At 29.0% G+C, this 24,573-nt stretch carries 33 protein-coding genes; 22 read left to right on the top strand and 11 right to left on the bottom strand.

Translation table 11 applies throughout. The features are described from left to right. The first annotated feature begins 8 nt into the window (after nucleotides 1–8). Entirely contained in the window at nucleotides 9–524 is a 516-nt protein-coding gene (locus ACTTBM_RS05000; protein WP_440634962.1) for an SRPBCC family protein, read from the top strand. Between the two features lie 5 nt (nucleotides 525–529). Here the strand turns inward: ACTTBM_RS05000 and ACTTBM_RS04995 are convergent, their stop codons facing one another. Next, the gene (locus ACTTBM_RS04995; RefSeq protein WP_440634961.1) at nucleotides 530–754 is read right to left on the bottom strand and encodes a DUF6552 family protein; all 225 of its coding nucleotides are present in this window, start codon (nucleotides 752–754) and stop codon (nucleotides 530–532) included. Nucleotides 755–802: 48 nt separating this feature from the next. Between ACTTBM_RS04995 and ACTTBM_RS04990 the strand changes: the two genes are divergently transcribed. From ACTTBM_RS04990 to ACTTBM_RS04980, 3 genes are all read left to right on the top strand, one after another. Next, the gene (locus ACTTBM_RS04990) at nucleotides 803–1,192 is read left to right on the top strand and encodes a DUF2306 domain-containing protein (RefSeq protein WP_440634960.1); all 390 of its coding nucleotides are present in this window, start codon (nucleotides 803–805) and stop codon (nucleotides 1,190–1,192) included. Between the two features lie 102 nt (nucleotides 1,193–1,294). Then, nucleotides 1,295–2,221 carry a carbon-nitrogen hydrolase family protein gene (locus ACTTBM_RS04985; RefSeq protein WP_440634959.1) on the top strand — a complete coding sequence of 309 codons (927 nt, stop codon included), beginning with the start codon at nucleotides 1,295–1,297 and terminating at the stop codon, nucleotides 2,219–2,221. A 24-nt stretch (nucleotides 2,222–2,245) separates the two neighbouring features. Continuing rightward, nucleotides 2,246–2,875, top strand: a complete 630-nt coding sequence (locus tag ACTTBM_RS04980; RefSeq protein ID WP_440634958.1) for a LysE family translocator — start codon at nucleotides 2,246–2,248, stop codon at nucleotides 2,873–2,875. Between the two features lie 94 nt (nucleotides 2,876–2,969). Here the strand turns inward: ACTTBM_RS04980 and ACTTBM_RS04975 are convergent, their stop codons facing one another. Together ACTTBM_RS04975 and ACTTBM_RS04970 are read right to left on the bottom strand one after the other, a co-directional pair. Then, nucleotides 2,970–3,641, bottom strand: coding sequence for a GNAT family N-acetyltransferase (locus ACTTBM_RS04975; RefSeq protein WP_440634957.1), 672 nt, complete (start codon nucleotides 3,639–3,641; stop codon nucleotides 2,970–2,972). Between the two features lie 12 nt (nucleotides 3,642–3,653). Further along, a complete protein-coding gene (locus tag ACTTBM_RS04970) occupies nucleotides 3,654–4,070 on the bottom strand; it encodes an ArsI/CadI family heavy metal resistance metalloenzyme (RefSeq protein WP_440634956.1) in 417 nt (138 codons plus the stop codon). 265 nt (nucleotides 4,071–4,335) lie between these two features. Between ACTTBM_RS04970 and ACTTBM_RS04965 the strand changes: the two genes are divergently transcribed. Next, a complete protein-coding gene (locus tag ACTTBM_RS04965) occupies nucleotides 4,336–4,869 on the top strand; it encodes a cytochrome b (protein WP_440634955.1) in 534 nt (177 codons plus the stop codon). A gap of 271 nt (nucleotides 4,870–5,140) precedes the next feature. Here ACTTBM_RS04965 and ACTTBM_RS04960 read toward each other — a convergent pair whose 3' ends face one another. After that, nucleotides 5,141–5,350, bottom strand: coding sequence for a hypothetical protein (locus tag ACTTBM_RS04960; protein ID WP_440634954.1), 210 nt, complete (start codon nucleotides 5,348–5,350; stop codon nucleotides 5,141–5,143). 32 nt (nucleotides 5,351–5,382) lie between these two features. On the opposite strand from ACTTBM_RS04960, the gene ACTTBM_RS04955 reads away from it, so the two are divergent. The 7 genes from ACTTBM_RS04955 (at nucleotide 5,383) to ACTTBM_RS04925 (ending at nucleotide 12,453) form a co-directional block, all read left to right on the top strand. Continuing rightward, on the top strand, nucleotides 5,383–5,928 hold the full coding sequence (locus ACTTBM_RS04955) for a DUF4174 domain-containing protein (RefSeq protein WP_440634953.1): 546 nt from the start codon (nucleotides 5,383–5,385) through the stop codon (nucleotides 5,926–5,928). Next, the gene (locus tag ACTTBM_RS04950; protein ID WP_440634952.1) at nucleotides 5,925–6,344 is read left to right on the top strand and encodes a hypothetical protein; all 420 of its coding nucleotides are present in this window, start codon (nucleotides 5,925–5,927) and stop codon (nucleotides 6,342–6,344) included. The genes ACTTBM_RS04955 and ACTTBM_RS04950 overlap by 4 nt, the downstream gene beginning before the upstream one ends. A 46-nt stretch (nucleotides 6,345–6,390) precedes the next feature. Then, the gene (locus ACTTBM_RS04945; RefSeq protein ID WP_440634951.1) at nucleotides 6,391–7,737 is read left to right on the top strand and encodes an NAD(P)/FAD-dependent oxidoreductase; all 1,347 of its coding nucleotides are present in this window, start codon (nucleotides 6,391–6,393) and stop codon (nucleotides 7,735–7,737) included. Nucleotides 7,738–7,941: 204 nt separating this feature from the next. Further along, complete coding sequence (gene rseP / locus ACTTBM_RS04940; protein ID WP_440634950.1) at nucleotides 7,942–9,054, top strand: RIP metalloprotease RseP; 1,113 nt, start codon at nucleotides 7,942–7,944, stop codon at nucleotides 9,052–9,054. A gap of 157 nt (nucleotides 9,055–9,211) precedes the next feature. Then, nucleotides 9,212–9,487 carry an HU family DNA-binding protein gene (locus ACTTBM_RS04935; protein ID WP_075506581.1) on the top strand — a complete coding sequence of 92 codons (276 nt, stop codon included), beginning with the start codon at nucleotides 9,212–9,214 and terminating at the stop codon, nucleotides 9,485–9,487. A 145-nt stretch (nucleotides 9,488–9,632) separates the two neighbouring features. Beyond that, nucleotides 9,633–10,934: an ammonium transporter gene (locus ACTTBM_RS04930; RefSeq protein ID WP_440634949.1), complete on the top strand. Its 1,302-nt coding sequence runs from the start codon at nucleotides 9,633–9,635 to the stop codon at nucleotides 10,932–10,934. Nucleotides 10,935–11,160: 226 nt separating this feature from the next. After that, the gene (locus ACTTBM_RS04925; protein ID WP_440635047.1) at nucleotides 11,161–12,453 is read left to right on the top strand and encodes an ammonium transporter; all 1,293 of its coding nucleotides are present in this window, start codon (nucleotides 11,161–11,163) and stop codon (nucleotides 12,451–12,453) included. 54 nt (nucleotides 12,454–12,507) lie between these two features. Here ACTTBM_RS04925 and bcp read toward each other — a convergent pair whose 3' ends face one another. Continuing rightward, nucleotides 12,508–12,978 (bottom strand): thioredoxin-dependent thiol peroxidase, encoded by a 471-nt coding sequence (gene bcp, locus ACTTBM_RS04920; RefSeq protein WP_440634948.1) that lies wholly within the window; start codon nucleotides 12,976–12,978, stop codon nucleotides 12,508–12,510. Further along, nucleotides 12,975–14,003: a glycosyltransferase family 2 protein gene (locus tag ACTTBM_RS04915; protein ID WP_440634947.1), complete on the bottom strand. Its 1,029-nt coding sequence runs from the start codon at nucleotides 14,001–14,003 to the stop codon at nucleotides 12,975–12,977. Before ACTTBM_RS04915 ends, bcp begins: the two co-directional genes overlap by 4 nt. Before the next feature lie 58 nt (nucleotides 14,004–14,061). On the opposite strand from ACTTBM_RS04915, the gene ACTTBM_RS04910 reads away from it, so the two are divergent. Then, complete coding sequence (locus tag ACTTBM_RS04910; protein ID WP_440634946.1) at nucleotides 14,062–14,406, top strand: rhodanese-like domain-containing protein; 345 nt, start codon at nucleotides 14,062–14,064, stop codon at nucleotides 14,404–14,406. Here the strand turns inward: ACTTBM_RS04910 and ACTTBM_RS04905 are convergent. Then, nucleotides 14,403–14,981, bottom strand: a complete 579-nt coding sequence (locus ACTTBM_RS04905) for a 2-hydroxychromene-2-carboxylate isomerase (RefSeq protein ID WP_440634945.1) — start codon at nucleotides 14,979–14,981, stop codon at nucleotides 14,403–14,405. The two genes, ACTTBM_RS04910 and ACTTBM_RS04905, sit on opposite strands and share 4 nt — an antisense overlap. Then, nucleotides 14,974–15,447, bottom strand: coding sequence for an ABA4-like family protein (locus ACTTBM_RS04900; protein ID WP_440634944.1), 474 nt, complete (start codon nucleotides 15,445–15,447; stop codon nucleotides 14,974–14,976). The genes ACTTBM_RS04905 and ACTTBM_RS04900 overlap by 8 nt, the downstream gene beginning before the upstream one ends. Before the next feature lie 24 nt (nucleotides 15,448–15,471). On the opposite strand from ACTTBM_RS04900, the gene ACTTBM_RS04895 reads away from it, so the two are divergent. After that, entirely contained in the window at nucleotides 15,472–16,035 is a 564-nt protein-coding gene (locus tag ACTTBM_RS04895; protein ID WP_440634943.1) for a regulatory protein RecX, read from the top strand. Here the strand turns inward: ACTTBM_RS04895 and ACTTBM_RS04890 are convergent. Genes ACTTBM_RS04890 through ACTTBM_RS04880 form a run of 3 tightly spaced genes read right to left on the bottom strand, consistent with a single transcriptional unit; the run spans nucleotide 16,027 to nucleotide 17,108 of the window. Beyond that, nucleotides 16,027–16,170, bottom strand: coding sequence for a hypothetical protein (locus ACTTBM_RS04890; protein ID WP_179850440.1), 144 nt, complete (start codon nucleotides 16,168–16,170; stop codon nucleotides 16,027–16,029). The genes ACTTBM_RS04895 and ACTTBM_RS04890 overlap by 9 nt on opposite strands. Continuing rightward, the gene (locus ACTTBM_RS04885; RefSeq protein WP_440634942.1) at nucleotides 16,170–16,934 is read right to left on the bottom strand and encodes a 3'(2'),5'-bisphosphate nucleotidase CysQ family protein; all 765 of its coding nucleotides are present in this window, start codon (nucleotides 16,932–16,934) and stop codon (nucleotides 16,170–16,172) included. Before ACTTBM_RS04885 ends, ACTTBM_RS04890 begins: the two co-directional genes overlap by 1 nt. 3 nt (nucleotides 16,935–16,937) lie before the next feature. Beyond that, nucleotides 16,938–17,108 (bottom strand): DUF3553 domain-containing protein, encoded by a 171-nt coding sequence (locus ACTTBM_RS04880; RefSeq protein ID WP_440634941.1) that lies wholly within the window; start codon nucleotides 17,106–17,108, stop codon nucleotides 16,938–16,940. Between the two features lie 41 nt (nucleotides 17,109–17,149). On the opposite strand from ACTTBM_RS04880, the gene mnmA reads away from it, so the two are divergent. The 8 genes from mnmA to ACTTBM_RS04840 all read left to right on the top strand — a co-directional run bounded on the left by mnmA (nucleotide 17,150) and on the right by ACTTBM_RS04840 (nucleotide 24,570). After that, nucleotides 17,150–18,268, top strand: a complete 1,119-nt coding sequence (gene mnmA, locus ACTTBM_RS04875; protein WP_440634940.1) for a tRNA 2-thiouridine(34) synthase MnmA — start codon at nucleotides 17,150–17,152, stop codon at nucleotides 18,266–18,268. A 163-nt stretch (nucleotides 18,269–18,431) separates the two neighbouring features. Beyond that, a complete protein-coding gene (locus ACTTBM_RS04870; protein WP_440634939.1) occupies nucleotides 18,432–19,607 on the top strand; it encodes a trans-sulfuration enzyme family protein in 1,176 nt (391 codons plus the stop codon). Then, entirely contained in the window at nucleotides 19,604–20,824 is a 1,221-nt protein-coding gene (locus ACTTBM_RS04865; RefSeq protein ID WP_440634938.1) for an MFS transporter, read from the top strand. Before ACTTBM_RS04870 ends, ACTTBM_RS04865 begins: the two co-directional genes overlap by 4 nt. Next, nucleotides 20,802–22,016 (top strand): chorismate-binding protein, encoded by a 1,215-nt coding sequence (locus ACTTBM_RS04860; protein WP_440634937.1) that lies wholly within the window; start codon nucleotides 20,802–20,804, stop codon nucleotides 22,014–22,016. The genes ACTTBM_RS04865 and ACTTBM_RS04860 overlap by 23 nt, the downstream gene beginning before the upstream one ends. Continuing rightward, a complete protein-coding gene (locus ACTTBM_RS04855; protein WP_440634936.1) occupies nucleotides 22,013–22,573 on the top strand; it encodes an aminodeoxychorismate/anthranilate synthase component II in 561 nt (186 codons plus the stop codon). Before ACTTBM_RS04860 ends, ACTTBM_RS04855 begins: the two co-directional genes overlap by 4 nt. Next, nucleotides 22,533–23,276: an aminotransferase class IV gene (locus tag ACTTBM_RS04850; protein WP_440634935.1), complete on the top strand. Its 744-nt coding sequence runs from the start codon at nucleotides 22,533–22,535 to the stop codon at nucleotides 23,274–23,276. Before ACTTBM_RS04855 ends, ACTTBM_RS04850 begins: the two co-directional genes overlap by 41 nt. A gap of 2 nt (nucleotides 23,277–23,278) precedes the next feature. After that, complete coding sequence (locus ACTTBM_RS04845; protein WP_440634934.1) at nucleotides 23,279–23,677, top strand: HIT family protein; 399 nt, start codon at nucleotides 23,279–23,281, stop codon at nucleotides 23,675–23,677. 98 nt (nucleotides 23,678–23,775) lie between these two features. Further along, nucleotides 23,776–24,570 carry an adenylyl-sulfate reductase gene (locus ACTTBM_RS04840; RefSeq protein WP_440634933.1) on the top strand — a complete coding sequence of 265 codons (795 nt, stop codon included), beginning with the start codon at nucleotides 23,776–23,778 and terminating at the stop codon, nucleotides 24,568–24,570. The last annotated feature ends 3 nt before the right edge of the window (nucleotides 24,571–24,573 follow it).

Raw genomic sequence — 24,573 nt, 5'->3', positions numbered from 1 at the left:
TTAAGTTTATGTTACGTAAAATTTTTCTATCTTTATCTATCTTACTATCTTTGTTTATGTTAACAGGATGCACTTCAATGGATAATTTCTCAAAAAAATTAGGATATAGCAAAGTATACACTGAAATTATAATTCAGGCAGAACCAGAAGAAGTATGGGCTGTTATCACAGACTCATCAAATTACAAAAATTGGAACCCTGTAATTGTTAATGCAGTTGGTGATTACGCTAAAGATGCTAAGATTGTAAATACAGTGGTTGAAAAAAGTAAGAAGCCAACCAAAATCAAATCTAAGGTAGTTAAGTTTGAACCACCTTTTCATCTTAATCAATTTGGTGGTTACAGAGGTATCATAACTTTTGACCATCACTATATTTTAGAAAAGGTAGAAGAAGGTACAAAGGTTATTCAAAAAGAGGAGTATACAGGATTTTATGTAAACTTTTGGGATAGCTCTTGGGTAGAGCCTGCTTATAATCAAGTGAATGAGGCGTTAAAGAAAGAAGTTTTGAGAAGAAAATAAAATACTTAAGCGTTTAAATATCCAACAAGCAATGAGATAAAAGCACCTACGTGTACCACCATTATTGCTTTATCTTTCCACATAACTCCAACTGCAAACCAAAGAAAAATCCCTAAAAAAAATAAATAAACATTATAGGGGGTCATATTTAAACCAGTCAAACCATACCCAATTAACTGAATGATAGTTGCTACCCATTTTACATAATCGACTAATTTTATTTTATTCATGATGAACTATATATACTTGGTTATGATATATGGTAATAAATTTTAAACATGACTTTGTTGTTCAATGAAACTTACCCCATACCAGTTCACGCTATTATGGCAATGATTGCTATAATTTTAGGCGGCATACAACTTTCTATGAAAAAAGGTGGAGCCATTCATAAATTGTTAGGTCGTATATGGGTAGGTTTAATGTTGATTGTAGCGATAACTTCTTTTTTCATACACGAAACAAAAATGTGGGGAGATTATAGTCCTATACATTTATTGAGTTTGTGGACAATTTTTATACTGGGTGTTGGTGTTTATTATGTACGTGTAGGAAATATTAAACGTCATAAACAAGTAATGATCGCAACTTATTTTTTTGCTTTAATCCTTACAGGCTTTTTTACACTTATGCCAGGACGTATCATGCACCAAATTTTGATTGGCTGACAATTCTATTGCTCCAATAGTGCTCCAATGACATTGGTTCTTGAGTAATTACTTTATTTATGAATTGGATATTGTTAGTCTTTTGAATAAAAAAATTAATTTATGAAAGTAGCTGTAATTCAACATCCGCCCAAATATCTAAACTTACAAAAAACTATAGATTTGGGGGTTGAACTTATTGAAACTGCTGCTGGCCAAGGGTCTAAATTAGTTGTGTTTCCTGAGGCTTGGTTTCCTGGATATCCAGAATATGTTTGGAGGTTAAAACCAGGGGGTGAGATGAGCTTAACTGATGATTTGTTTAAAATTTCTCAAGCTAATTCAGTTAATCTTTCAAAAGGTCATATGAAACCCATTCAAGAGGCTGCAAAGAAAAATAAAGTTGTCGTAGTTGCCGGTCACCAAGAAATTGATGGAGAAGTTAGTGGCTCAACTCTTTATTGCTCTATCATTATAATCAATAATGATGGAACCATCTTAAATAATCATAGAAAATTAATGCCAACAAACCCTGAACGTATGGTTTGGGGTCCTGGAGATGGTAGTGGTTTAAATGTTGTTGATACAGCAGTAGGTAGAATTGGTGCATTAGCATGTTGGGAAAATTACATGCCACTTGCAAGATACTCTTTGTACTCACAAAATATTGATATTTATATTGCACCAACCTGGGATGAGGGAGAACCTTGGCTTTCAACAATGAAACATATTTCACGAGAAGGAGGTTGTTGGGTCATAAGTTCAGCAACTGCAATTCAAGCTTCTGATCTACCAAATGATATGCCTCATAAAGATCATTTGTATCCTAATAAAGATGAATGGATTAATTGTGGGGATGCAATTATTTATAAACCTTTTGGTGATCTGCATGCAGGGCCTTTACATAAAGAGAAAGGAGTACTGTATTCTGATATTGATATTTCGTTATCAAAAACTTCTAGAAGACGATTTGATGCAACAGGTCATTATTCAAGACCAGATGTTTTTAATTTAACCATAGACAAAAGTAAGAAAAAACCAATTTCGTAAAAAATTATTTTTAACTAATTAATTATGACTTTAGATAACTGGGTATTATTCATCATTGCAGTTTTAGCTCTTATGAGCACACCTGGGCCAAGTCAATTACTGATGTTATCCAACAGCGCAACTTATGGCCTTAAAAATTCAGTTGCAACAATAGTGGGGGATTTGTCAGCAAATCTTTTACAAATGATAATAGCCACAGCTGGTATTGGGTTATTGATAGCATCATTTGATAATAACATCTTAATCTACATAAAATGGATTGGCGTCACCTATTTAGTTTGGAATGCTTTAAAATTGATTTTAAAAAAAAAGGAAACTGTTAACAGTTATAAAAGAACAAATAATAAAAAGATTTATGGAAAATTGTTTTTGCAAGGTTTTTTAACATCTGCATCAAACCCTAAAGCAATCTTATTTTTTGCTGCTCTCTTTCCACAATTTATATCTGTAAATGGTGATATCTGGACTCAATGCTTAATTTTATCTATTACGTATATTTTCATTGATGGAATATTTCTTTTTTTTTATGGTTTTGCAGCCTCGAAAATCACTATGATGATAAAGAGCAATTCAAGCTTGATGATTAATAAAGTTGGAGGCTCATTAATGCTAGTTGCAGCGCTTTTATTAGGATTTAAATCGCTTGATAAATAATTTTTAAATTACTTAATTCAATTCAGTTACAATCTACAATATTGTTTAATTAACTCTTGCAAAATATATACGTTAATGACATTGGATATGGAGGTTAGTTAAACTTAAGACTTCTTTTTTGATTTAAATTTTTATCTAAATTTTTATTTGATAGATATTTCAAATAACCTTTTTTTATTTTTTTCCAATCTTTATCAATGATTGCATACCAGGAAGTGTCTCTATTTCTTTTTTTATAAATTGTTGCTTGTCTAAATATACCTTCAAATTTAAAACCTAACCTTAAAGCAGCTTTATTAGATTTTTTATTTAAACTATCACATTTCCACTCGTATCTTCGATAACCTAAATTCTCAAAAACATTTTTCATCATAAGGTACATTGCCTCTGTTGCCTCAACTGTTCTTTGAAGATTTTTAGCATAGGTAATCCAACCTACTTCGATGGTTCCAATTTCTGGTTTAATCCTAAGATAACTTGCTAAACCACAATAGGTTTTAAGCCTTTTTGAGTAAATTGAGTAAAAAAACGGATTACCAGATAATTTTTCTGTAGTTAAATACTTCTTAAAAGAACTAAAAGTTTTGTATGGACCTGTTGGCATATAAGTCCAATCAATTCCTTTTTTGTCTAAGGAAAAGTTTTTATATAAATCTTTAGCATGTTTTTTTGCGTTAACTGGTTCTAAAGAACAATATTTGCCTATTAATTTTTTTTTTGAAGGATATTTTGCTTTATTAAATTTTACACTAAAGCCTATTTTCATTATTTAATTTTATTAACAACACGCTTTTTTCTCAGTGTCTGATCTTGAGCCAGCTGTGTTATAAATCTCAGCATCTTCCATTGTGTGGTAAGCTTCCCAAGCAACACCATTTGGATCATTTACCCAAGATTTTTCTGATTTTGCATAACAACATGTTACCTCACCATCAGAATAAGTAGATATATCAGCTTTATCTAAATTAGTTCTTATATCGTTTAGTTTCTCAACTTCATCAACCTGAATTCCTAGATGATCTACACCTAAAGTTTTGACTCTAGTAGATATTGCAAAATTAACCTTAGGATCTTCTAAAATCCATTGAGCATAATCTTCTTTTACTTTTGTTGGTTCAGATTTGAATAAATTTTTGTAAAAATTTATACTTTCGTTTAAGTTTTTAACTCCGAGATGTAAGTGTAGTCTTTGCATATTTTAATAATTTTTATTTAGTTTTGAAAAGTTATTGTACTTTTATTTAAGTAAAATTACAATTTAACTCTCTTCGCAATATTTAAATAACTGCAAGGGAGATAATAACTAAATGAGAGAATAATGAATAATTATCAAAATTCGTAATCTGCGTAGAAAAGTTTTGTTAACTATTTCTTAAACTCATATGAATGAATTATTAAAATTCGTCTTTTTAACCCTTAAGTGTAACTTGATTGTAAAATTTTTTTGTTAAAAAATTTCTGTGATTCGAAACACAGTTAAAAAATATGGCTTAATTTCAAAAACTTTTCATTGGTATATGGCTGGAATTTTGTTGTTTGTACTATTGTTAGGGAATTTATCAGAGCATACACCAAAAAAGTATTATGACTTTTTAATGTTAGTTCATAATTCATTGGGCATAATTATTTTTATTTTAGTTATTTTAAGATTGTTATGGAGGTGGTCAAACCCAAAACCAGAAAATATTAATAAAAGCAGGCTTTTAAATAGATTATCTAATCTTGTATTTTTTATATTTTATTTTGGAATGTTTGCTGCACCTATAACAGGTTATGTATTGATGAATATAGAGGGCAAAGAGGTGTTATTTTTTGGGGTTGAATTAGTTAATATTGTTGAAAGTAACGGTGATTTTGAAAAACTTGCTCACAATTTTCATGGGATTGCTGGTGATTTATTGTTGTATACTTTCGTTTTACACTTCATAGCGGCTTTATACCATCACTACATAAGAAGAGATGAAACCTTAACGAGGATTAAATTTAACAACTAATATTACAATACATTAAAATAATATTACAATTCAGTTACAATCCACAAAGTAATTCACAATTAACTTTTTATTGATTTAAATTTCTAAAATAATTCCAGTAGTTAGAATGTAAGTAAAATAAAATCTTATTATCGAGTGAGAAGTAAAGGCTTTTTGATTTCTGTTTTTTTGTCCTTATTTTTCTGATCACAATATTTTTTAACAGCATAGACTGCGAGTGCACTACCTATTAATGCAAACTTTAACATTTTTAATTTAATTAATGTTTTAATCATGATCCAATATCAAATTTTTCTAATAAGAAATTGATTAATAAATTGTAAATGAATGCAAAACTAAAAATATAAAATAGAAAAATTACTGCTTTAGAATTAAATATGTATCCAGTTGAGGTTAAAAGAACTAAGAAAAAGCTAATCGATAAAGCAAGTTTAGATAGTGCTTTTTTCTTAAAATGAGATTTAACAACTTTTTCCTTCATATATCCTATTAACTAAAATACTTAATATACCAATGAATTTTAAAAAATATATATGGAAATGTAGGTTGTTAGTTTTGAATACTCCAAACCACACTAATCAAGAGTATAAAAATTCAAAAGATGCTTATCAAAAACACATTAAAGAATTTCATAAAAGATTCATAAAACTTGTTACAAGATTAGACAAATCAAAAAACTTTAGTGTCAGTTTAATTGGCTTTGATGGAACCGAAAAAGCTAAGTTAGATACTATAAATCTTAAAAAGATATTTAACTTGGTTGATAAAATGCCAATGAATAAAATGATACAAGATAAAAGTTTTAAACCTTTAAATCTTTCATTATTTTCTGATTATAAACCTGAGACAACTTTACATGGATTAGGTTTTAAGAATAAAGAAAAGGCGCTTTATACAGTTAAAGCTATCAAAAAAAGATCAATTAAGTATCAAGTAAATGTTATTGCAACTATGCTTGGAAGAGCAAAAAATCATCCTAACAAAACTAAAGATATGGATGATGCAATAAGGATCTTTGACAAATGGATGAAAGATTATAAGAGAAGTAAGAACAAATGAAAAAACTACTATCTATCATATTTTTAAGCTTTTTTAGTATGAGTGCTAATGCTGATGACCAACAAACTTTTGTGTTTAACAACTTACAAGGGGATTTCACTACTTGTTATAGTTATTATTTATTGTCTGAAGAAGGTTTTAAAAAAAGTGGTAGCGCAAATGATGAAACTTTAGCAGGACTTAATAAATCAGCAGATTTATCATTAGAATCTGTTTTTATGATTGGTCAGCAATTAGGTATGAACACAGATACAATGAGAAATAGAGTTAAAACATCCTTTGAAAGTATGAAAAAAGAGATGGGTGAAGATTTTAAAAATTTTTCAGTAGTTTTAGATAAATACGGAATATTCTGTAAGGACTTAATAGAAAAAACAGACGACAGAGTTCTATTCTGGGAAGATAAATTTAAGTAAATTAATATTTAGATAATTAAGGTTTATGTTAACCTAACGTTAACCAATGAGTAATATTTATCATTCAGATATTTATCAGTTCAATAAACCTGTTCCTAGTTACTGGGAAGCAACTTCAAGTGAGAATTTAAATTTAGAGAAACTTCAAAAAGACATTAGTTCGGAAATAGTAGTCATAGGTGGAGGTTATACTGGTTTACTTTGTGCAATTAACTTAATTGAAAACTATAATTTAGATGTAGTTTTGGTTGAGGCTGGAAAAGTAGGCTGGGGCGCTTCTTCTCGTAATGCAGGATTTTGCTGTCTTCCTCCAAGCAAAATGTCTTATAAAAAAATGCAATCTGTTTATGGAACAGAAGAAACTAGAAAATTTTTTAAAAATTCAGTTGAAGGAGCTAATTACACTAAAGAATTAATTGATAGTTATAATATTGATTGTGATGTAACAGGTGAAAATAACTTTGTTGTAGCTCATCACAAAAACAAATTTGACCAAATTAAAGAACAAGCTGAAGTTTATAAATCTGAATTTGGTATAGAGACTAAAGTTTATTCAAAAGAAGAATTTGATGAAGTAGGTCATGGTGGAACTGAGCAATTTGGAGCATTTTCATATAAACCTGGATTTGCAATCAATCCTTTAAAATTTGTAAACGGACTTGCAAAACATGCTTTATTTAAAAAGTTAAAAATCTATGAGCACACAAAAGTAGATAAAATTGAAAAAGAAAACGGCTCTTATCTTTTAAAAACTAATGAAGGATCAATAAAGACAAAAAAAATAGTTGTTGCAACTAATGGGTTTTATCAAGAAGGATTAATTCCTGAAATGGATGGAAGAGTATTACCTGTTATTTCAAATATTATTGTAACAAGACCACTTACAAATGAAGAGCTTAGTTTACATAACTTTAATACTTATGCCCCAATAGCTAATTCTAAAAACCTTTTATATTATTATCGAAAGTTACCTGATAATCGAATTTTATTTGGAACAAGAGGAGACTTTGAAGGAAGCGATCAATCTAATCAGAATAGAGCTAATGATATGGAACAATTTTTAAAAAATATTTTTCCTAAATGGAGCAATGTTACAATTGATTATAATTGGAGAGGTTTAATTGCATTATCTCAAAAACTTACTCCTTCAATTGGTAAAATAGATAATGAAGAAATTTATTATGGATTTGGTTACAGTGGTGTAGGGGTTAGTGCTGCACCATGGACTGGAAAACAATTATCTAAGTTAGTTTTTTCATCAAATAGTAAAGACCTTGATATTTCAACAATTTATAAAGGTTTACCTAAGAAATTTATTTTCCCACAATTAAGAGTATTTTATTTTAAATTAGCAGTTTGGTTTTATAGAATTAAGGATAAGTTTAATATTTAATGATTGAGTTTATAGATATATTTTTTAATCAATACTTAAGGATATTTGTAGGTATTGTCCTTATAGGTCTTATTTTATTTTCTTTGTATTTTAAGTTTAAAAAATAAAAAATAGTAAATTTTTAAAATTCATGACAAAAAGTGTCAGTATTACTTATTAATGTTAGGTTGTTAATGATTATATATTCATCTAAAATATAAAAATATGCTTAGTTATATAATTCCATTTTTAATTCTTATTTTAGTAGTTGTATTCATCCATGAATATGGACACTATTATTTTGCAAGAAAATATGGTGTAGGCGTTACTGATTTTTCTATTGGATTTGGTAAAGAGTTATTTGGTTGGAATGACAAACATGGAACAAGATGGAAAGTGTGTGCTATTCCTTTAGGTGGATATGTTAAGTTCTATGGTGATCGTAATGTTTATTCACAAGCTGATCATGAAGAAATTTTAGAAAAATATAATGAAGAGGAAAGAGATAAATTATTTATTTTAAAACCTCTGTATCAAAGAGTTTTAATTGTATTTGGTGGTCCTTTAGCTAACTTTTTATTAGCTTTAGCAATCTTCTTTTGTATTTATACATTTGTTGGAAAAGATTTTACTCCAGCAGTTATCAGTGAAGTTCAAAAAGATAGCCCTGCAATGGTTGGAGGCTTAAAAAACCAAGATATTATTTTAGAAATTGATGGCAATGAAGTTAAAAGCATCATGGAAGTCTCAAAATATATCACAATGTCCACATCAGACTTTATTGATTTTAAAGTTAAGCGTTCTTACGAAGAATTAATTTTAAAAATAAAACCAAACATTGTTGAAGGTGAAGATGGTTTAGGAAATAAAATTAATAAAAGAATGGTTGGTATAAAACTAAGTGCTTACAACGATAAAATTAATCATGTTAAATTAGGTCCAGCACAAGCATTGTATCATGCAGCAAACGAGGTCTATTTTGTTAGTGTTTCTTCATTAAAATACATCGGCGGAATGATCATGGGTAAAGCGGATACTTCTCAACTTGGAGGCCCTATAAGGATTGCAAAAATATCAGGGCAAGTTGCAACCTTTGGAGTGTTAGCTTTTATTAGTATGATGGCTTATATTTCAATTAGTTTAGGCTTAATTAATCTATTTCCGATACCAATGTTAGATGGTGGACACTTAATGTTTTATGCATTTGAAAAGGTTTTAGGTCGACCTTTGTCTCAAAAAACACAAGAAGGCTTTTTTCGAATCGGATTGTTTTTGTTGCTATCATTGATGTTTTTCACCACATTTAATGACCTAAAAGACCTTGGTTTATTTAGATAATTTAATTTTCTAAACAGTTAAAAATATCAATAAAATCAATGTTTATTTAATTTTAAACAAGATATTGTGTGTCTTATTAATAATGACACTAAAAAAAAGCTTGATTTATCAACGTTTATGACAAGTATCAATATTAACCAACAAAACCGGAGCTAAAATGAACAAAAAACAACTAGTAGCAAAGCTTTCTGGCTCATTAAATTTGAGCAAAGCAGACGCTGAGCGAACTTTTGATACAATTACCAACACTATTTTAGATGCACTAAAAGGTGATGATTCAGTGAAAATCGCTGGATTTGGTACGTACAAAGTAGCCAAAAGAAAAGCTAGAGTTGGAAGAAACCCAAGAACTGGTGAGCAGATTCAAATCGCTGCTTCTCAGAAGGTAAAATTCTTACCAGCAAAAGCTTTAAAAGAAGTATTCAATAGATAATATTTTTTTAACAGCCCTAGACGATTGTAAAAACACGTTTAGGGCTGTTACTATATGCAAAAACTGCATACCCATTTTTCCTAATCAGCGTTAGTTTTTAATTTTTTTAAATTTATAAACCACCACTTTAACAAGTGGAGGTCTTATGACTAAAATAATAAAGAGAATGTCTGCACCATTACTAAGTTTAGTATTTTTACTAAACATGAGTAGTGCGGGTATGGCAGAGACAACTGTTTCTGCTGAAGTGGGGTTTATATTTAACACTCTACTATTTTTAATTTGTGGTTTCCTTGTCATGTTCATGGCAGCAGGTTTTGCAATGTTAGAATCTGGAATGGTAACTTCAAGAAGTGTTTCGGTAATTTGTGCAAAGAATATTGGTTTGTATGCTATTGCTGGAATTATGTTTTGGCTAGTTGGTTACAACTTAGCTTATGGTATTCCAGAAGGCGGATACATTGGATCATTTACACCATGGTCAGATGCAAGTGCAATTGACACTGGTTATTCCGATGGTTCAGACTGGTTCTTCCAAATGGTATTCTGTGCAACAACAGTTTCAATTTGTTCAGGTGCTATGGCTGAAAGAATTAAGTTATGGCCGTTCTTCTTATTTGCAGCTATCTTAGCTGGAATTATTTATCCAATCGTAATGGGTTGGCAGTGGGGTGGAGGCTGGTTAGCAGAAATCGGCTTCTCTGATTTCGCTGGTTCAACTTTAGTACACTCAACTGGTGGTGCAGCTGCTTTAGCAGGTATCATTTTACTTGGTGCTAGAAGTGGAAGATTTGACAGTAAAGGTCAACCAAAAGCGTTACAGCCTTTTGCTGCGTCTTCAATTCCATTAGTAACAATAGGTGTATTCATCCTATGGTTAGGTTGGTTTGGATTTAATGGTGGTTCACAATTAGCATTAGGTACTTTTGATGATGCAGTTGCGATCTCATCAATATTTATCAATACAAATCTTGCAGCTTGTGGTGGAGTAATGGCCGCGGGTATCATTACAAGATTAATGTACGGTAAAACAGATGTAATTCAAATGTTAAACGGAGCAATCGGTGGTCTAGTAGCAATCACTGCAGAACCATTAGCACCATCTCCATTTGCAGCAATTTTAATTGGAGCTGTTGGTGGATTAATCGTAGTGTTTGGAACTAAATTATTATTTAGCTTTAAACTTGATGATGTTGTAGGTGCAATCCCAGCTCACTTATTTGCTGGAATTTGGGGAACACTTGCAGTGCCATTAACAAACGCTGATGCATCGTTCAGTGCACAATTAATTGGTGTACTTTCAATTAACATTTTTGTGTTTGCTGTGTCTTACATCGTATGGTCAATAATGAAAGGTACGTTTGGAATCCGATTAAGTAAAGAAGCTGAGACTAAAGGTACAGACGTTACTGAAACAGGTGTAATTGCTTACGCAATACGTGACTAATTGCATGCAATATAGAGGCTCTTCGATCTCCATGTCGTTATCTCATTGAAGAGCCTCTAAACAAAAAATTAACTTATCTCTCTCTAGTTAGTTAATAACCAAAGGCCCCAGAAATGGGGCCTTTTTTTTTACACATATGCTTATTTCTCATAACTCTTTTGACCTATCAGCAGTACTTAAAATTTTAATGTTTATTAAAACGACAAGATCAAAAAAAGGAGAGATAATGATTAATCATTTAAAAAAAATATCATTAAGCTTATTAATATTTTTAAGCTTTACTAATTTAGCTTCAGCAGAAACAACAATGTCAGCTGAAGGACAATATATTTTCAATTCATTAGGGTTTTATCTTGGTGGTGTTTTAGTTGCATTCATGGCAGCAGGTTTTTGTATGCTTGAAAGTGGATTAGTTACAACTAAAAGTGTTTCAACAATTGCAGCAAAGAATATTGGCAAATTTGCAATTTGTTCATTAATATTTTTTTTCTGTGGTTACAATTTAGCTTACGGAATTCCTGAAGGTGGGTTTATTGGATCATTTTCAATGTGGAGTGATGCTTCTGAGCTTTCAACTGGTTATTCAGATTACTCAGATTGGTTTTTCCAAACAATGTTTGTTTGTGCAACTGCATCAATTGTTTCTGGTGCTGTAGCAGAAAGAATTAAAATTTGGCCATTTTTTATTTTTGCTGCGATCATGGCCGGTATCATTTATCCTATTTCAATGGGATGGCATTGGGGTGGAGGTTGGTTAGCAACTTCAGGTTTCTCTGATTTTGCTGGTTCAACTTTAGTTCACGCATGTGGTGGGGCAGCTGCTTTAGCAGGTGTAATATTATTAGGTGCAAGGGAGGGAAGATTTAATAGAAAAGGTGAAACAAAATCTTTAGTACCATTTGCAGCATCTTCAATACCACTTGTTACATTAGGAACCTTTTTATTATGGTTTGGTTGGTTTGGATTTAATGGTTTCAGTCAACTTGCAATGGGAACGTTCGATGATGTAAATGCAATTAGTAAAATTGCAGTTAACACTCACTTAGCAGGAGCTGCTGGTACTGTTACTGCTGCAGTCGTTACAAGATTATTAGGTGGTAAAACAGATATCGTAATGATGCTTAACGGAGCATTAGCAGGTTTGGTTGCAATTACAGCAGAACCTTTAACTCCAAGTCCTGTGCTTGCAATTGCTATTGGAGCAGTTGGATCAATCATCATGTACTTTGGTACAAAGTTTTTAGAAAGCAAAAAAATTGATGATGTTGTAGGTGCAATTCCTGTTCATTTATTTGCTGGTATCTTTGGTACTTTAGTTGTGCCTTTAAGTAATCCAGATACAAACTTTGGAACTCAGTTAACAGGTGTAATTGCAGTATGTGCTTTTAGTTTCATACTTTCTTACATCACATTTAAAGTTCTAAAACAAACAATTGGTCTTAGAATTAGTTCTCAAGCTGAAAAACTTGGAACTGATGTTGCTGAAGTTGGTGTTAAAGCTTACGCAATAAGAGACTAAAATATCTCTCAATATATAACAATTAAAGGCTCCTTAGAAATAAGGGGCCTTTTTTTATTTTGAAATATCTTTTAATGTTTCTAGGACTTCTTTGGCGTGATCTTTTACTTTAACGTTTTCCCAGATTTTTAGGATTTTACCTTTTTTATCAATTAAAAAAGTTGTTCTATTTATTCCCATAAATTCACGTCCCATAAATTTTTTCTTACCCCAGACCTTGTATTTTTTTAATACTTTAATTTCTTCATCAGCAAGTAAATCAAATTTGATTTTGTATTTATCTCTAAATTTATCGTGACTTTTTAAGCTGTCTTTTGAAATCCCGTATACTTCACAGTCTAGCTTTTTAAATTTTGCCAACAATTTATTGAAGTCATTAGTTTCAATTGTACATCCAGGTGTATCATCTTTTGGATAAAAATATAAAACTACATATTTTCCAAGTGAGTCTTTTAAAGAATATTTATCTTTTGAAGTTGATGGTATTACAAATGTTGGAGCTTTTGAGTTTATTTTTAATGTCATAATTTATTTTTTTCCCATAATTTTTTATAATCTATTAACGGTGATAAACCGTAAATTGAATTAATATTAGTAAAATGTGCAGCTATTGCTGGCATAGGACTAATGCAAAGTTCCTTTTTATATATATCATGAAAAGGTTTTTCAAAAGGATAATGTTCAAACTCACATGCACTAACAAATTTTTTAAAATGTTTATTAATTATTTTTTTACTAGTAAGGAACGTACATAAAGTTTCGTTAATTTTACGCCAATGATATTTGTTTCCTAATAAAATATTTGAATTCTCCACCTTGTTATATAAATAAGGGTAATCTGCTGGGCACATTATAAGTTCGGTTCCTAGTTGAGTGGATATTCTTTCGTAAGCATATATCATTTCCTCAATAGCATCGGGCTTGTGGATATAATCATCCTCTACAAAATATACTAAATCCTGACAATTTTTACCTAAATTTAAAGATTGATTTATATTAGACATGTTTGAAATCTGGTTATTGGTAACAATTTTTCCCTGTTGATTTATTTTTTTAATATTCTTTTTATACTTATTTATATCCAGTTGAATTATTTCACTGTCAAAAAATTGATTATTTAAAATTTTTTCAAATTTTTTAATGATAGCTTTATCACTATTGTGATCAATAATTGTCAATTTTAATTTAATTTTTTTAAATATTTTTTTATTATTATTAATTGAGTTAATAATTGAAACTAATGTTTTCAAAGAATACTCAGATTTATTTTTTTTAAAAATTCTTTTTTTTGATTGAGAAAGCATATTTACTGAGGCACATGTTCTTAAAATTATATCTAAAGATTTAACTGACCGTGTAATCTTAATTCTACCCATCGGAATGATTAAAGATTCTTTGCCAATATTAGAGAGGTTTTTTATGTCTTTTTTGTTACTAACAGGAAGTGTTAAATTACCTTGATCAATAATTTCAAAGTCAAAAATTCTACAAATTTTAATAAACAATTTTTTAAAAAAATTTGATTTAATTGTTTTATTTTGAACTTTCATAAGCTAGAAATAATTAATAATAATAGTTAAATCAATTCAAACTTTATTTAATAACATTATGAGTGAAATTAAAACTATAAATGCTGATGAAGCATATAAAATGTTTCAAGAAAACAAATGCAATCTAATTGATATTAGAGAATTAAATGAATTAGAACTTACTGGAAGAGTTGAAGGAGCCAACCATATACCTATGGGAAATTTAGAAGTTCTTCTTGATCCTAATAGTGATGTTTATAAAAATGGTCAAATTGATAAAGATAAAGAAGTAGTTTTGTTTTGTGCTGGTGGAGTTAGATCTGAAATGTCAGTAAAGTCTCTAACTGAAAAAGGTTTCAAAAACATCTCTCACATCGAGGGTGGTTTTGGATCTATAAGTAACAGTAGTTTTAAAATAGTTTAAATATTTTTAACTTCATCTAAGGCGTATTCTAGACGGTCTTGTCCCCAAAAGATTTTATTATTTACTATAAAAGTTGGAGCTCCAAACACCTCTTTTTGAAAAGCTTCTTCAGTTAATTCTTTTAATTTATCTTTAATATCTTGATTACCAATAGAATTAAAAAAATCATTCTCATCAATTTTTAATTTTTTTATTATTATTTTGATATTTTCTTCATTAGATAAATCTATATCTTCTTTCCAATAAGCTTCAAAAAAACTATTTAAGTACTCTTCTTTTTTATCATCCTTAACACAAAGATAACCTCTCATTATACTTAAAGAGTTAATTGGAAATTTAGAATTCCATTTGAAACTTATGTTATTTTTTTTTGCAACAAGCTCACAATCATTTTGCATATTTCTCATTTTATATTTGTTAAATGCAGGAGCTGTAATACCTGCTAAGTTGTGAAGACCACCTAACAATATTGGCTTTAATTTAAAATCAACATTGTTAATTTTTAAAATTTTTTTATATGCGATGTAAGCGTAAGGGCTAATAATATCGAAGTAAAAATCTATATGATCACTCATATAGATTTAATTTTTTGGCGTAAAAAATTCTAATTATCCAATAAATAAATAATCCTATAGGTCCAATTAGGTATGTAATTATTAAAGGAACTGACATTAAAACTTTATTTACATAGTATTTTTGAGAGTCTTTAACCATCCACCCACCAACAAATAAATTTATAGCTACAAAATGAGTCCAGAAAAGAGTTAGGTATAGATTGTCTTCAAACAGTCGAGACAACTCAACTAAACCAAGATATAAACTAAAATTAGCATCGAAGTCATAACCAACGATGAAAGATCTGTATAAAATGTAAATATAAACCCCACTCAATAATAGAAATGGAAATATAGTAGTTACTACATACCTACTTAAGTGTGACTGGGGAAAAACTATTAAGATAAACCAAAAAGGTATAACTCCTAAATTGATCCACATATACAGCACATCAATTGTGAAATAGTTATAAATTTGTTCGATCATATTTATATTATATAAAATCTAACGATGATTCCTATAAGAAATAAAAGAAAAACACTTCAAGTTACTGTTGATGAAATGAGGAATTTTGCATTTGCTTATGTTGAAAAATATGCACCTTCAAAACAACAACTTAAAACATATTTATTAAAAAAATATACGAAACTCTCTGCAACAGACTCTCGAAAAAAAGATGTGAATAAATTAATCGATATTGTTCTATCTGATCTAGAAAAAAATAAATTTATCAATGATCAATTTTATTCAGAAAGCAAAGCGAAGAGCATGATCCAAAGAGGAAATTCGATAAATAAAATTAGAAATTATTTAATGGGTAAAGGAATTGATGATGGTTTTATTAAAGATACAGTTGAGAAAATAAAAGAAGATAATTCTGATCAGGATTTTTTTTCAGCTATAAAATTATGTAAGAAAAAGAGAATAGGACCAGCAAGAGCAGAGGATAATAGAACTTTGTTTTATAAAAAAGATATTTCTTTACTAGCAAGAAATGGATTTGATTTTGAAACATCAAAAAAAGTAATGGATATTGATAAAAATGAATATGAAAAGATAATTAAATTACTTTAATTTTCTTTTTTTCTCTTCATCAACAAGATGATTTATTTTGTTTCTAATATAATTTTTAACAAAAACAAAAACTAGTAATCCAAAAATTGAGACGGATACTATTATAATTAAAATAATTCTTAATTGCTCATCCATTAAATTATATTTTTACTTTTTAAAATTAAACTTGGATTTTTTAAATCTTTCTTACCATATAAAATTTCATTACCATCAAAGTCTCTCACAGATCCACCTGCATTTTCTAAAATTGAATGTCCTGCTGCAATATCCCATTCGTAAGCTCTAGGCTCAGCAACATAACCATCAAATTCACATGCAGCAACAACACAAAATTTTAAAGAACTTTTCATTCTAGTATGCTCCTTAACACCCAATTCATCATAAATCTTTTGTATCTCAGGTTTAATTTTATTGCTGTAAGAAATGAAATTAAGTGGCTCTGTTTTTTCAGATGGTAACTCAAAAAGGTTTATTTTCTTGTTATCAGTAAGTTCAAAAGAATTGCCTTTCCCATATGAATAAAACATTCTTTTTTTAGCAGGCGCATTTATTAATCCTGCAACAGGTTTATTGTTGATAATTAAACCTGCATTAATAGTAAATTCTTCTAAATTGTTTATGTAATCATAGGTTCCATCTATAGGGTCCACCAACCAAAAATCTTTTAATTTAGAATTATCTTTGTTTTCAGAAGTTTCCTCTGAAATAATTGGAATGTCAGGTGTTATTTTGGATATTTGAGAAGATATAAAATTATTTACCTCAATATCACCATTACTAACTGGAGTATTGTCAGATTTAATTTCTTTGCTTAATCCTTTTTCTCTGAGTTGAATGGACAATTCTCCCGCTGATAAAAAAGTATCAACTAAATCTTCAATAATTTTTTGTAAGTCCATCTTTTATTTACCTATTTTTTTTAATTCTATATTTTTTGCATTTATTACTTTTTTACCTGCATTTTCAAAATTAACAGTAACCTTATCTTTTATAATTGATTGTACTTGTCCAATGCCCCATTCTTTATTCTCAGGATTAGTGACTTTGTCACCTGGTTCATAATCTAAAATCATTTAATTTAACTTATATTGTAAATAAGTATAAATACCACCTAATGAATAAAGAATTAAACTCTATCGGAATTAACAAAAAACCTGAAGACACAACGGTTGTTGTTGCAATGTCTGGTGGGGTAGACTCGTCAACTGTAGCAGGAATTATGAAAAACGAAGGTTATAAAGTTATAGGCATTACTCTTAAACTTTATGATGACGGAAAAGAAGTAGCTCAATCTAAACAGTGTTGTTCAGGTCAAGATATTATGGATGCAAAACGTGTTGCTCATAAATTAGGTATTGAACATAAAATTTTATACTATCAAGATAAATTCAAGCAAGGAGTAATAGATAATTTTGTTGATAGTTATTTAAAAGGTGAAACTCCAATTCCATGTGTTCAATGTAATCAAACAGTAAAGTTTAAAGATTTATTTGAAGTATCAAAAGATCTTAAAGCAGATGCATTAGTTACAGGACATTATGTAAAAAATATTACATCAAACAACACCAATAATATGTATAGAGCAATTGATGAAAATAGAGATCAAAGTTATTTTTTATTTAACACAACAAGAGAGCAGCTAGATTATTTAAGATTTCCATTAGGTGGAATGTTAAAAGATAAAACAAGAGAAATTGCTAAAGAGTTAGATTTAAATGTAGCTGATAAACCAGATAGTCAGGATATTTGTTTTGTGCCTAATGGAGATTATGCATCAGTAATTAGAAAATTTAGACCAGACTCTTTTCAAAAAGGGAATATTAAAAATTTAGATGGAAAAGTAATTGGTGTTCATGATGGTATTATTAATTTTACAATTGGACAAAGAAAGGGAATTAAGGTTTCAGATAAAGAAGCTTTATATGTTTTAAAAATAAATTCAGATAAAAATGAAATTATAGTAGGGCCTAAAGAAAACCTTGGAAAAAAAGAAATATCTTTAAAAGATTTAAATTTATTAACTGATAAAAAAGATCTTGATCAAAATATATTTGTAAAGGTTAGATCAACAGGTAGTCTTCTTGAGGCAAAAGTAGATTTAAAAGATAATAATACTGCAAATGTTCATCTATTAAATCCTGAGGATGGAATATCTCCAGGACAGGCATGCGTATTCTATAGCAAAGACCAATTTGGTCATAGAGTTCTTGGCGGTGGTTGGATTAAAGAATAAAAGAATTATTTCTTCTTATTTTTTCTTTTTGCTCTTCTTTTTTTGGAGCCTTGTTTTCTTCGACCCCTGTGTTTCTTCGGATAACTCATTTAGTCCTATTTATTAATTTATTGACGTTTTTTACGGGATATAGCATTGTCTTTTAAACATATCAAATTTTATTATGAGTAATTCTTTTAAAACATTTTTAAAACATACAGCGAAAGACTTTCATAATCAGTCTGTTAATCCACCAATTGTGCGTGCTTCAACGATAATTTTCAAATCGATGCAAGATATTAGAAAAACTCAAGAGAAAGCTAAAAAAAATCCTACTGGTGGACATTTTGATTATGGTAGACAAGGAACTTCTACTACTCATATTTTACAGCAAATTTTATCCAAACTTGAGGAAAGTTATTTTACTTTTTTAACACCCACTGGGTTTGGAGCGGTATTCCTCGCAATCTTCAGTGTTACAAGACCTGGTGATGAAATTATTGCAGCTGACCCAGTTTACAGTCCAACAAGACTTTTGACACAAGATTTTTTAAAAGAATTTAATATCAAAACAACTTTTTATGATCCACATGATCTTAAGACATTAGAAAAAGCAATTACCAAAAAAACTAAATTAATTTTTGTTGAAAACCCAGGAAGTAATACATTTGATTTTCAAGATTTAGGTAAAATTGTTTCTATAGCAAAAAAACATAAAATTTTAACAGCACTTGATAATACATGGGGAACTCCATATTTTTTAAAACCTATTAAACTCGGTTTTGATATGGCAATTGTTTCAGCAACAAAATACTACTCAGGCCACTCTGATGTAATGGGTGGAAGTTTAGCAGTTAATAAAAAAGTATTTCCAAAAGTAAAAGCAACAGAAAGAGTTACAGGTTTAAGATTAGGACCTGATGATGCTTATTTGATTACAAGAGGATTAAGAACTTTAGATGTAAGATTAGATAGACATAGAGAAAATGCAAAAAAAGTAGCAGAGTTTTTATCTAAATTTAAAAATATAAAATTATTGTATCCATACAAAAAAGACTCTTACAATTTTAGAATGTGGAAGAAATATTATTCAGGCGCTTCAGGTTTAATGGGTTTAAGAATAAAAGCTAAAAGTGAAAAGGCAGTTGTAAAATTTGTAAATAATTTAAAATTATTTGGACACGGTTATAGTTGGGGAGGATTTGAAAGTTTAGCTTTACATCAAAATGTTCGAGAACAAGGAAATAGAAGCTATCTTAAATTAGCAAAAAACGAGTACATAGTTAGACTGCATATTGGTTTAGAGGATCCAGCAGATCTTATAGCTGATATAAAACAAGCTCTCAAAAGTCTTAAATGAACTCAGAAAATTTTACTATAAGTAAAAAAGCTTTAATTACTCTAATAGCTGCATCGATAGTAGTAATAATTTCTTTAGGTATAAGACAGACTTTTGGTTTGTTTTATTTTGATTTCAATACTGACCTAGATATTTCTATTTCTCATTTTGGATTTGCTATGGGATTGCAGTTATTACTCTGGGGAGTATTTAGTCCATTATTTGGTGTAATTACTGATAAGTATGGAGGAGCAGTTGCAATATTTATTGGTTTTGTTTTTTATTTAGTTGGAGTTTTATTTTTTTATTCTGGATTTAATACTGGAAGTTACTTTACTTTAACTATAGGAGTAATGATAGGAATTGGGTTAGGTTCTACCGCAATAGGTATTCCTGTATCAGTTGTAGCTAAGCATTTTCCAGCATCTAATAGAACTATTGCAACAGGTATAGTTACATGCGCAGGTTCTTTTGGATATTTTGTTTCACCTTTACTTGTAAGATATTCTTTAGTTGAAACAGGTTGGGAAAATACTCTTTTATACTTTTCTCTTCTTTTAGGAATTGGCTTGGTAATATCTTTATTTGTTAGCACTCCAAAAATACCAGTTGGTGTTAATAAAGATAACAATCAAACTGCAAGAGAAGCTTTAAAAGAAGCATTTGCAAATAAAAGTTTTATCTATCTTACTTTAGGTTTTTTTGTTTGCGGTTGGCATATTGCTTTAGTAGCAACACATATTCCAACTTATATGGCAGACAAAGGTTTGCCTGACTGGACACCAGCAATGGTGCTAGCTTTAATTGGAGTATTTAATATGGCTGGTACGATTACGAGTGGCTATTTAGCAACAAGGTATAGTAAGAAAAAAATATTAAGTGCAATTTACCTATTAAGAGGAGTTTCAATTATTTATTTTATTTTTTTACCACCAAGTATATTTAATTCTGTCGTCTTTGGAGTTACTTTTGGATTTTTATGGCTATCTACAGTTCCTCCAACAAATGGAATTGTGGCCCATATATTTGGCACAAAATACGTTGGACTTTTATATGGAATAGTTTTCGTAAGCCATCAAATTGGTTCTTTCTTAGGAGCATATCTAGGTGGTGTATTTTATGAATTAAATGGAAATTTTGACTATGCATGGTACGGATCTATCGCATTATCATTATTTGCAGGTCTGATACACTTACCTATAGTAGAGAAAGCAATTGAAAGAACACAGCCAGCATAAACTTAAATTCAACCCATACTTAGAGGATCTGTATCAATCAGATAAGCCTTTAATAATTTATAAAGTAGATGGTGGATACAATATTTATACTGATTTTTCTAAAAAGATCATTTTAACAAAAAAAAATATATATAAATTTCTTAATTCCATCGAGAAAAAAAAGTTTAAAAAAGAAACAGATTTATATCTTGGTTTTTTTGGTTATGAAATTTTATGTAATTTAATTGGTATTAAATTAAAAAATAAAAAAAGAATAAATTTTTATAAAGGAATTTTTTATAAACCCGAGACAATAATTAAAATTAGAAAGGATATTAAAGTTATATCTAATATCAAAAAACACACCTTCAATTATCAATTTAATAAAACTCAAATACTAAGTCCTTTCAAGATTAATATTTCTTATGCAAAATATAGAAAAATATTTGAATTATTTTCAAAAAAAATAAGACAAGGAGAGACTTATCAAATTAAAATTTGCACAAAATATAAGAATAAATCTTTAATCAATCCTGTTAATTTTTTTTGGAAATTAATGCGAGTTAATTCTTCACCAGAGTCATTTATGATTAAAGATAAGGATTACTCTATAGTAAGTTGTTCTCCTGAAACATTAATAGATAAGAAAAAAAATAAAATAATTACTAAACCAATAGCTGGTACCTTTAAGAAAAAATTATTATCAAATAAAAATATAGCTCTTAGGTATTTTAAAAATAATGAAAAAGAAACCAAAGAACACAACATGATAGTTGATATGGAAAGAAGTGATTTATCAAAAATTTGTAAACCTGGAAGTGTAAAAATACTTAAAAAAAAATATGTCGAGGAATATAAGCATCTTTTTCATTATGTGACTTCAATCGGTGGAATATTAAATAAAAATACGAAATTGATTGATATTATTAAAGCAATGATGCCAGGTGGATCTGTAATTGGTTGTCCTAAAATTAGAACTTTAGAACTTTTAAATAATCAAGAAAAAGAAAGTAGAAATATTTTTACAGGGAGTTTTGGAATTATTAAATTTAATCAAGATATGAAGTTTAATATTATAATCAGATCTATATTAAATTATAAAAATCAATCAGAGATTTCAGCTGCGTCTGGAGTAGTGCTAGATAGCTCTCCAAAAAAAGAATTTAACGAAAATTATATTAAAGCAAAATCTTTATTGGAGTTATTTAAATGATTTACATAATTGATCATCAAGACTCTTTCACATGGAATGTTGTTCATCAATTTGCAAAATTTGATAAAGTAATTTGCTCAAACTATTATGAAGTAAATGATAGATTACTTGATAGAAGTAATGTGATTGTTTTATCACCAGGACCCGGATCACCAATGGATTATCCCACTACTTCAAAAATCTATAAAAAATACAAAGGAAAGAAAAAAATTATTGGTATTTGTCTTGGATATCAAATGATTTTACATAATGAGGGAGGCAAAATAATACAACAAAAAAAAATTTACCATGGTTTTCAATCTAAAATAAAAACAAATAATCAAAGTAAAATTTTTAAAAACAATCAAGAGTTCAAAGTGGGAAGATATCATTCATTAAAATTGATGGAGCCATTTAAATCAAATTCTATTAAAATAACTATGAGATGTAGTAAAACAAAAATACCAATGGGCCTTGAGGATAATCAAAACAAAATATACGGATTTCAATTTCATCCAGAATCTTTTTTAACAGAAAATGGTAACACTCTTATTAAAAAAATCTTATCAGCTAAGTAATCTTAAAGAAGTTGCATTTAAAGATCTTTGGGGATCCAGAGGTGTATTTACAACAATGCGTATGGTTGGAAAACCTCCCAAGTTAATATTGTTAAAACCACATATTGAAAACTTAATTAAATCTACAAAAAAATATGCAATTAGAAAAAAAAACTTAAAGAATATTATTTTAGATCTAATTAAAAAAAATACACTTTACAAAGGTCCTGATAATTTATTTAGAATTGCTTTAAATAAAAAACTAATATCTGTATCTATAAGAAAAAGACCAAAAATTAAAAAAAATTTTAGTCTTTTATTATTTAAATATAAAAGAGTTGAGCCAAATTATAAAAATCTTTATTACAAAAAAATTTTAGCAAAACTTAGTAAGGTTGACTCTTCTAAATTTGATATTGCTTTAGTTGCAAACAATAAAATATTAGAAACAGGCACTTCAAATTTAGTCTTTGTTAAAAATGGAAAAATATTTTCTCCAAAAAAAAATTGTTATTTTGGAAATACACTTAAGTTTATAAGTAAAAAAGTTAAAATTAATTTTAAAGATATATCAATTAAAGAAATTAATGATTATGAAGAAATAATTCTTATTGGATCAGGAAAGGGAGTTATGTCAGTGTCAAAAATAGATGAATTAAAATGGAAAAGTCGAAATAATGTTTCCTTTAATAAACTTAGAAAAATATATAATACTCTAATTTAAATATGAGAGATCCTAACAATCCTTGTTTATTCTGTGATTCAAAAAAAAGTGGTATTGCTCACGAAAATGATCTTGCTTATGCAAGTTTCGACTCTTATCCTGTTTCTGATCACCACTGTTTAATAATTCCTAAGCGTCATATTAAAGATTATTTTGACATGACAAATGATGAATTGATTGCTTGCAATGATCTTATCCAAATAGTTAAAAATGAAATTCTAAGTAAAGATACTAATGTTAAAGGATTTAATATTGGGACAAATGCTGGAAAAATTGCAGGTCAATCTATAATGCATTGCCATATACACTTGATACCAAGAAGAGAAGGTGACGTTGATAACCCCCAAGGTGGGGTAAGATCAGTAATTCCTAATAAACAACATTACAAACGTAAACCGTAAGTTGTTATTAATGACAAAATTGACCAATAGTTTTAGTTGAACTCTTTATTTAACTAGACTAGAAAATCTCAAACTAACTTTATAAATAATTAAAAATTATGTTATCTACAAATCCTTTTTCAATTTTAGCTGAAACAGTCTCACCTTTTGCAATGCAAAGCTTCATAATTGCTATGGTAATTTTGATTGCAGCAGGAACAATTATACAAATGATTGTTCACAAAAACGTTACTTATTTTTTTAATAATGCCAAAAAAGCTAAAGCTAATGCTGTTAAGGAATTGAGTACAGGAGAAAGAGCTTCAATTATCGCAAAGACAACAGTTTATGATATCGGCACAACTGCAGAACTTGGATTTGGAAAAAGAAGACTTGCACATGTTCTTGGAATGTATGGAACAATATTATTTTGGGTTGCATCAGCAGTTTTAGTATTTTGCTACACAGGAGCTGATAAACCTACTTCATCTACTTGGTCTATGATTTGGCATGTAGGAGCAATACTTACATGTGTTGGTGGTTATTGGTTTTGGTTTTTTTTAAGAGTAGATGTATCTGCAGAAGCGCATCCTTGGTACAGAATTATTAAAGCTGATTTATTTGTTTTAGCTTTATTAGCTTGTTCGACTTTTGGTTTATTGTGGTCTTACACACAATCTAATGGTCAAGCAGGATTATCTTATTTATTTTTGACTTTATTTGTCCTTTCAAATTTAGTTTTATTTGGAGGAGTTTATTGGTCTAAATTTGCACACATGTTTTATAAACCTGGTGCAGCAATCCAAAAAAATTTAGCAGAAGCAGATGGTTCACGAGACAACTTACCTCCTCCTGCTGACGCGCCTGAACAGTTTGGTTTAGGTATTAAAAGAGAACAACCTAAACACTATTAATAT

It is taken from the genome of Candidatus Pelagibacter sp. HIMB1746, from assembly GCF_052047555.1.
GTDB lineage: Bacteria > Pseudomonadota > Alphaproteobacteria > Pelagibacterales > Pelagibacteraceae > Pelagibacter.
This window is presented reverse-complemented; position numbering and strand designations above follow the sequence as displayed.

Bases quoted from the DNA above. Each gene is read 5' to 3' on its own strand.
- ACTTBM_RS05000 (WP_440634962.1), top strand. From the start codon at position 9: ATGTTACGTAAAATTTTTCTATCTTTATCTATCTTACTATCTTTGTTT.
- ACTTBM_RS04995 (WP_440634961.1), bottom strand. From the start codon at position 754: ATGAATAAAATAAAATTAGTCGATTATGTAAAATGGGTAGCAACTATC.
- ACTTBM_RS04990 (WP_440634960.1), top strand. From the start codon at position 803: ATGACTTTGTTGTTCAATGAAACTTACCCCATACCAGTTCACGCTATT.
- ACTTBM_RS04985 (WP_440634959.1), top strand. From the start codon at position 1,295: ATGAAAGTAGCTGTAATTCAACATCCGCCCAAATATCTAAACTTACAA.
- ACTTBM_RS04980 (WP_440634958.1), top strand. From the start codon at position 2,246: ATGACTTTAGATAACTGGGTATTATTCATCATTGCAGTTTTAGCTCTT.
- ACTTBM_RS04975 (WP_440634957.1), bottom strand. From the start codon at position 3,641: ATGAAAATAGGCTTTAGTGTAAAATTTAATAAAGCAAAATATCCTTCA.
- ACTTBM_RS04970 (WP_440634956.1), bottom strand. From the start codon at position 4,070: ATGCAAAGACTACACTTACATCTCGGAGTTAAAAACTTAAACGAAAGT.
- ACTTBM_RS04960 (WP_440634954.1), bottom strand. From the start codon at position 5,350: ATGAAGGAAAAAGTTGTTAAATCTCATTTTAAGAAAAAAGCACTATCT.
- ACTTBM_RS04955 (WP_440634953.1), top strand. From the start codon at position 5,383: ATGAATTTTAAAAAATATATATGGAAATGTAGGTTGTTAGTTTTGAAT.
- ACTTBM_RS04950 (WP_440634952.1), top strand. From the start codon at position 5,925: ATGAAAAAACTACTATCTATCATATTTTTAAGCTTTTTTAGTATGAGT.
- ACTTBM_RS04945 (WP_440634951.1), top strand. From the start codon at position 6,391: ATGAGTAATATTTATCATTCAGATATTTATCAGTTCAATAAACCTGTT.
- rseP (WP_440634950.1), top strand. From the start codon at position 7,942: ATGCTTAGTTATATAATTCCATTTTTAATTCTTATTTTAGTAGTTGTA.
- ACTTBM_RS04935 (WP_075506581.1), top strand. From the start codon at position 9,212: ATGAACAAAAAACAACTAGTAGCAAAGCTTTCTGGCTCATTAAATTTG.
- ACTTBM_RS04930 (WP_440634949.1), top strand. From the start codon at position 9,633: ATGACTAAAATAATAAAGAGAATGTCTGCACCATTACTAAGTTTAGTA.
- ACTTBM_RS04925 (WP_440635047.1), top strand. From the start codon at position 11,161: ATGATTAATCATTTAAAAAAAATATCATTAAGCTTATTAATATTTTTA.
- bcp (WP_440634948.1), bottom strand. From the start codon at position 12,978: ATGACATTAAAAATAAACTCAAAAGCTCCAACATTTGTAATACCATCA.
- ACTTBM_RS04915 (WP_440634947.1), bottom strand. From the start codon at position 14,003: ATGAAAGTTCAAAATAAAACAATTAAATCAAATTTTTTTAAAAAATTG.
- ACTTBM_RS04910 (WP_440634946.1), top strand. From the start codon at position 14,062: ATGAGTGAAATTAAAACTATAAATGCTGATGAAGCATATAAAATGTTT.
- ACTTBM_RS04905 (WP_440634945.1), bottom strand. From the start codon at position 14,981: ATGAGTGATCATATAGATTTTTACTTCGATATTATTAGCCCTTACGCT.
- ACTTBM_RS04900 (WP_440634944.1), bottom strand. From the start codon at position 15,447: ATGATCGAACAAATTTATAACTATTTCACAATTGATGTGCTGTATATG.
- ACTTBM_RS04895 (WP_440634943.1), top strand. From the start codon at position 15,472: ATGATTCCTATAAGAAATAAAAGAAAAACACTTCAAGTTACTGTTGAT.
- ACTTBM_RS04890 (WP_179850440.1), bottom strand. From the start codon at position 16,170: ATGGATGAGCAATTAAGAATTATTTTAATTATAATAGTATCCGTCTCA.
- ACTTBM_RS04885 (WP_440634942.1), bottom strand. From the start codon at position 16,934: ATGGACTTACAAAAAATTATTGAAGATTTAGTTGATACTTTTTTATCA.
- ACTTBM_RS04880 (WP_440634941.1), bottom strand. From the start codon at position 17,108: ATGATTTTAGATTATGAACCAGGTGACAAAGTCACTAATCCTGAGAAT.
- mnmA (WP_440634940.1), top strand. From the start codon at position 17,150: ATGAATAAAGAATTAAACTCTATCGGAATTAACAAAAAACCTGAAGAC.
- ACTTBM_RS04870 (WP_440634939.1), top strand. From the start codon at position 18,432: ATGAGTAATTCTTTTAAAACATTTTTAAAACATACAGCGAAAGACTTT.
- ACTTBM_RS04865 (WP_440634938.1), top strand. From the start codon at position 19,604: ATGAACTCAGAAAATTTTACTATAAGTAAAAAAGCTTTAATTACTCTA.
- ACTTBM_RS04855 (WP_440634936.1), top strand. From the start codon at position 22,013: ATGATTTACATAATTGATCATCAAGACTCTTTCACATGGAATGTTGTT.
- ACTTBM_RS04850 (WP_440634935.1), top strand. From the start codon at position 22,533: ATGGTAACACTCTTATTAAAAAAATCTTATCAGCTAAGTAATCTTAAA.
- ACTTBM_RS04845 (WP_440634934.1), top strand. From the start codon at position 23,279: ATGAGAGATCCTAACAATCCTTGTTTATTCTGTGATTCAAAAAAAAGT.
- ACTTBM_RS04840 (WP_440634933.1), top strand. From the start codon at position 23,776: ATGTTATCTACAAATCCTTTTTCAATTTTAGCTGAAACAGTCTCACCT.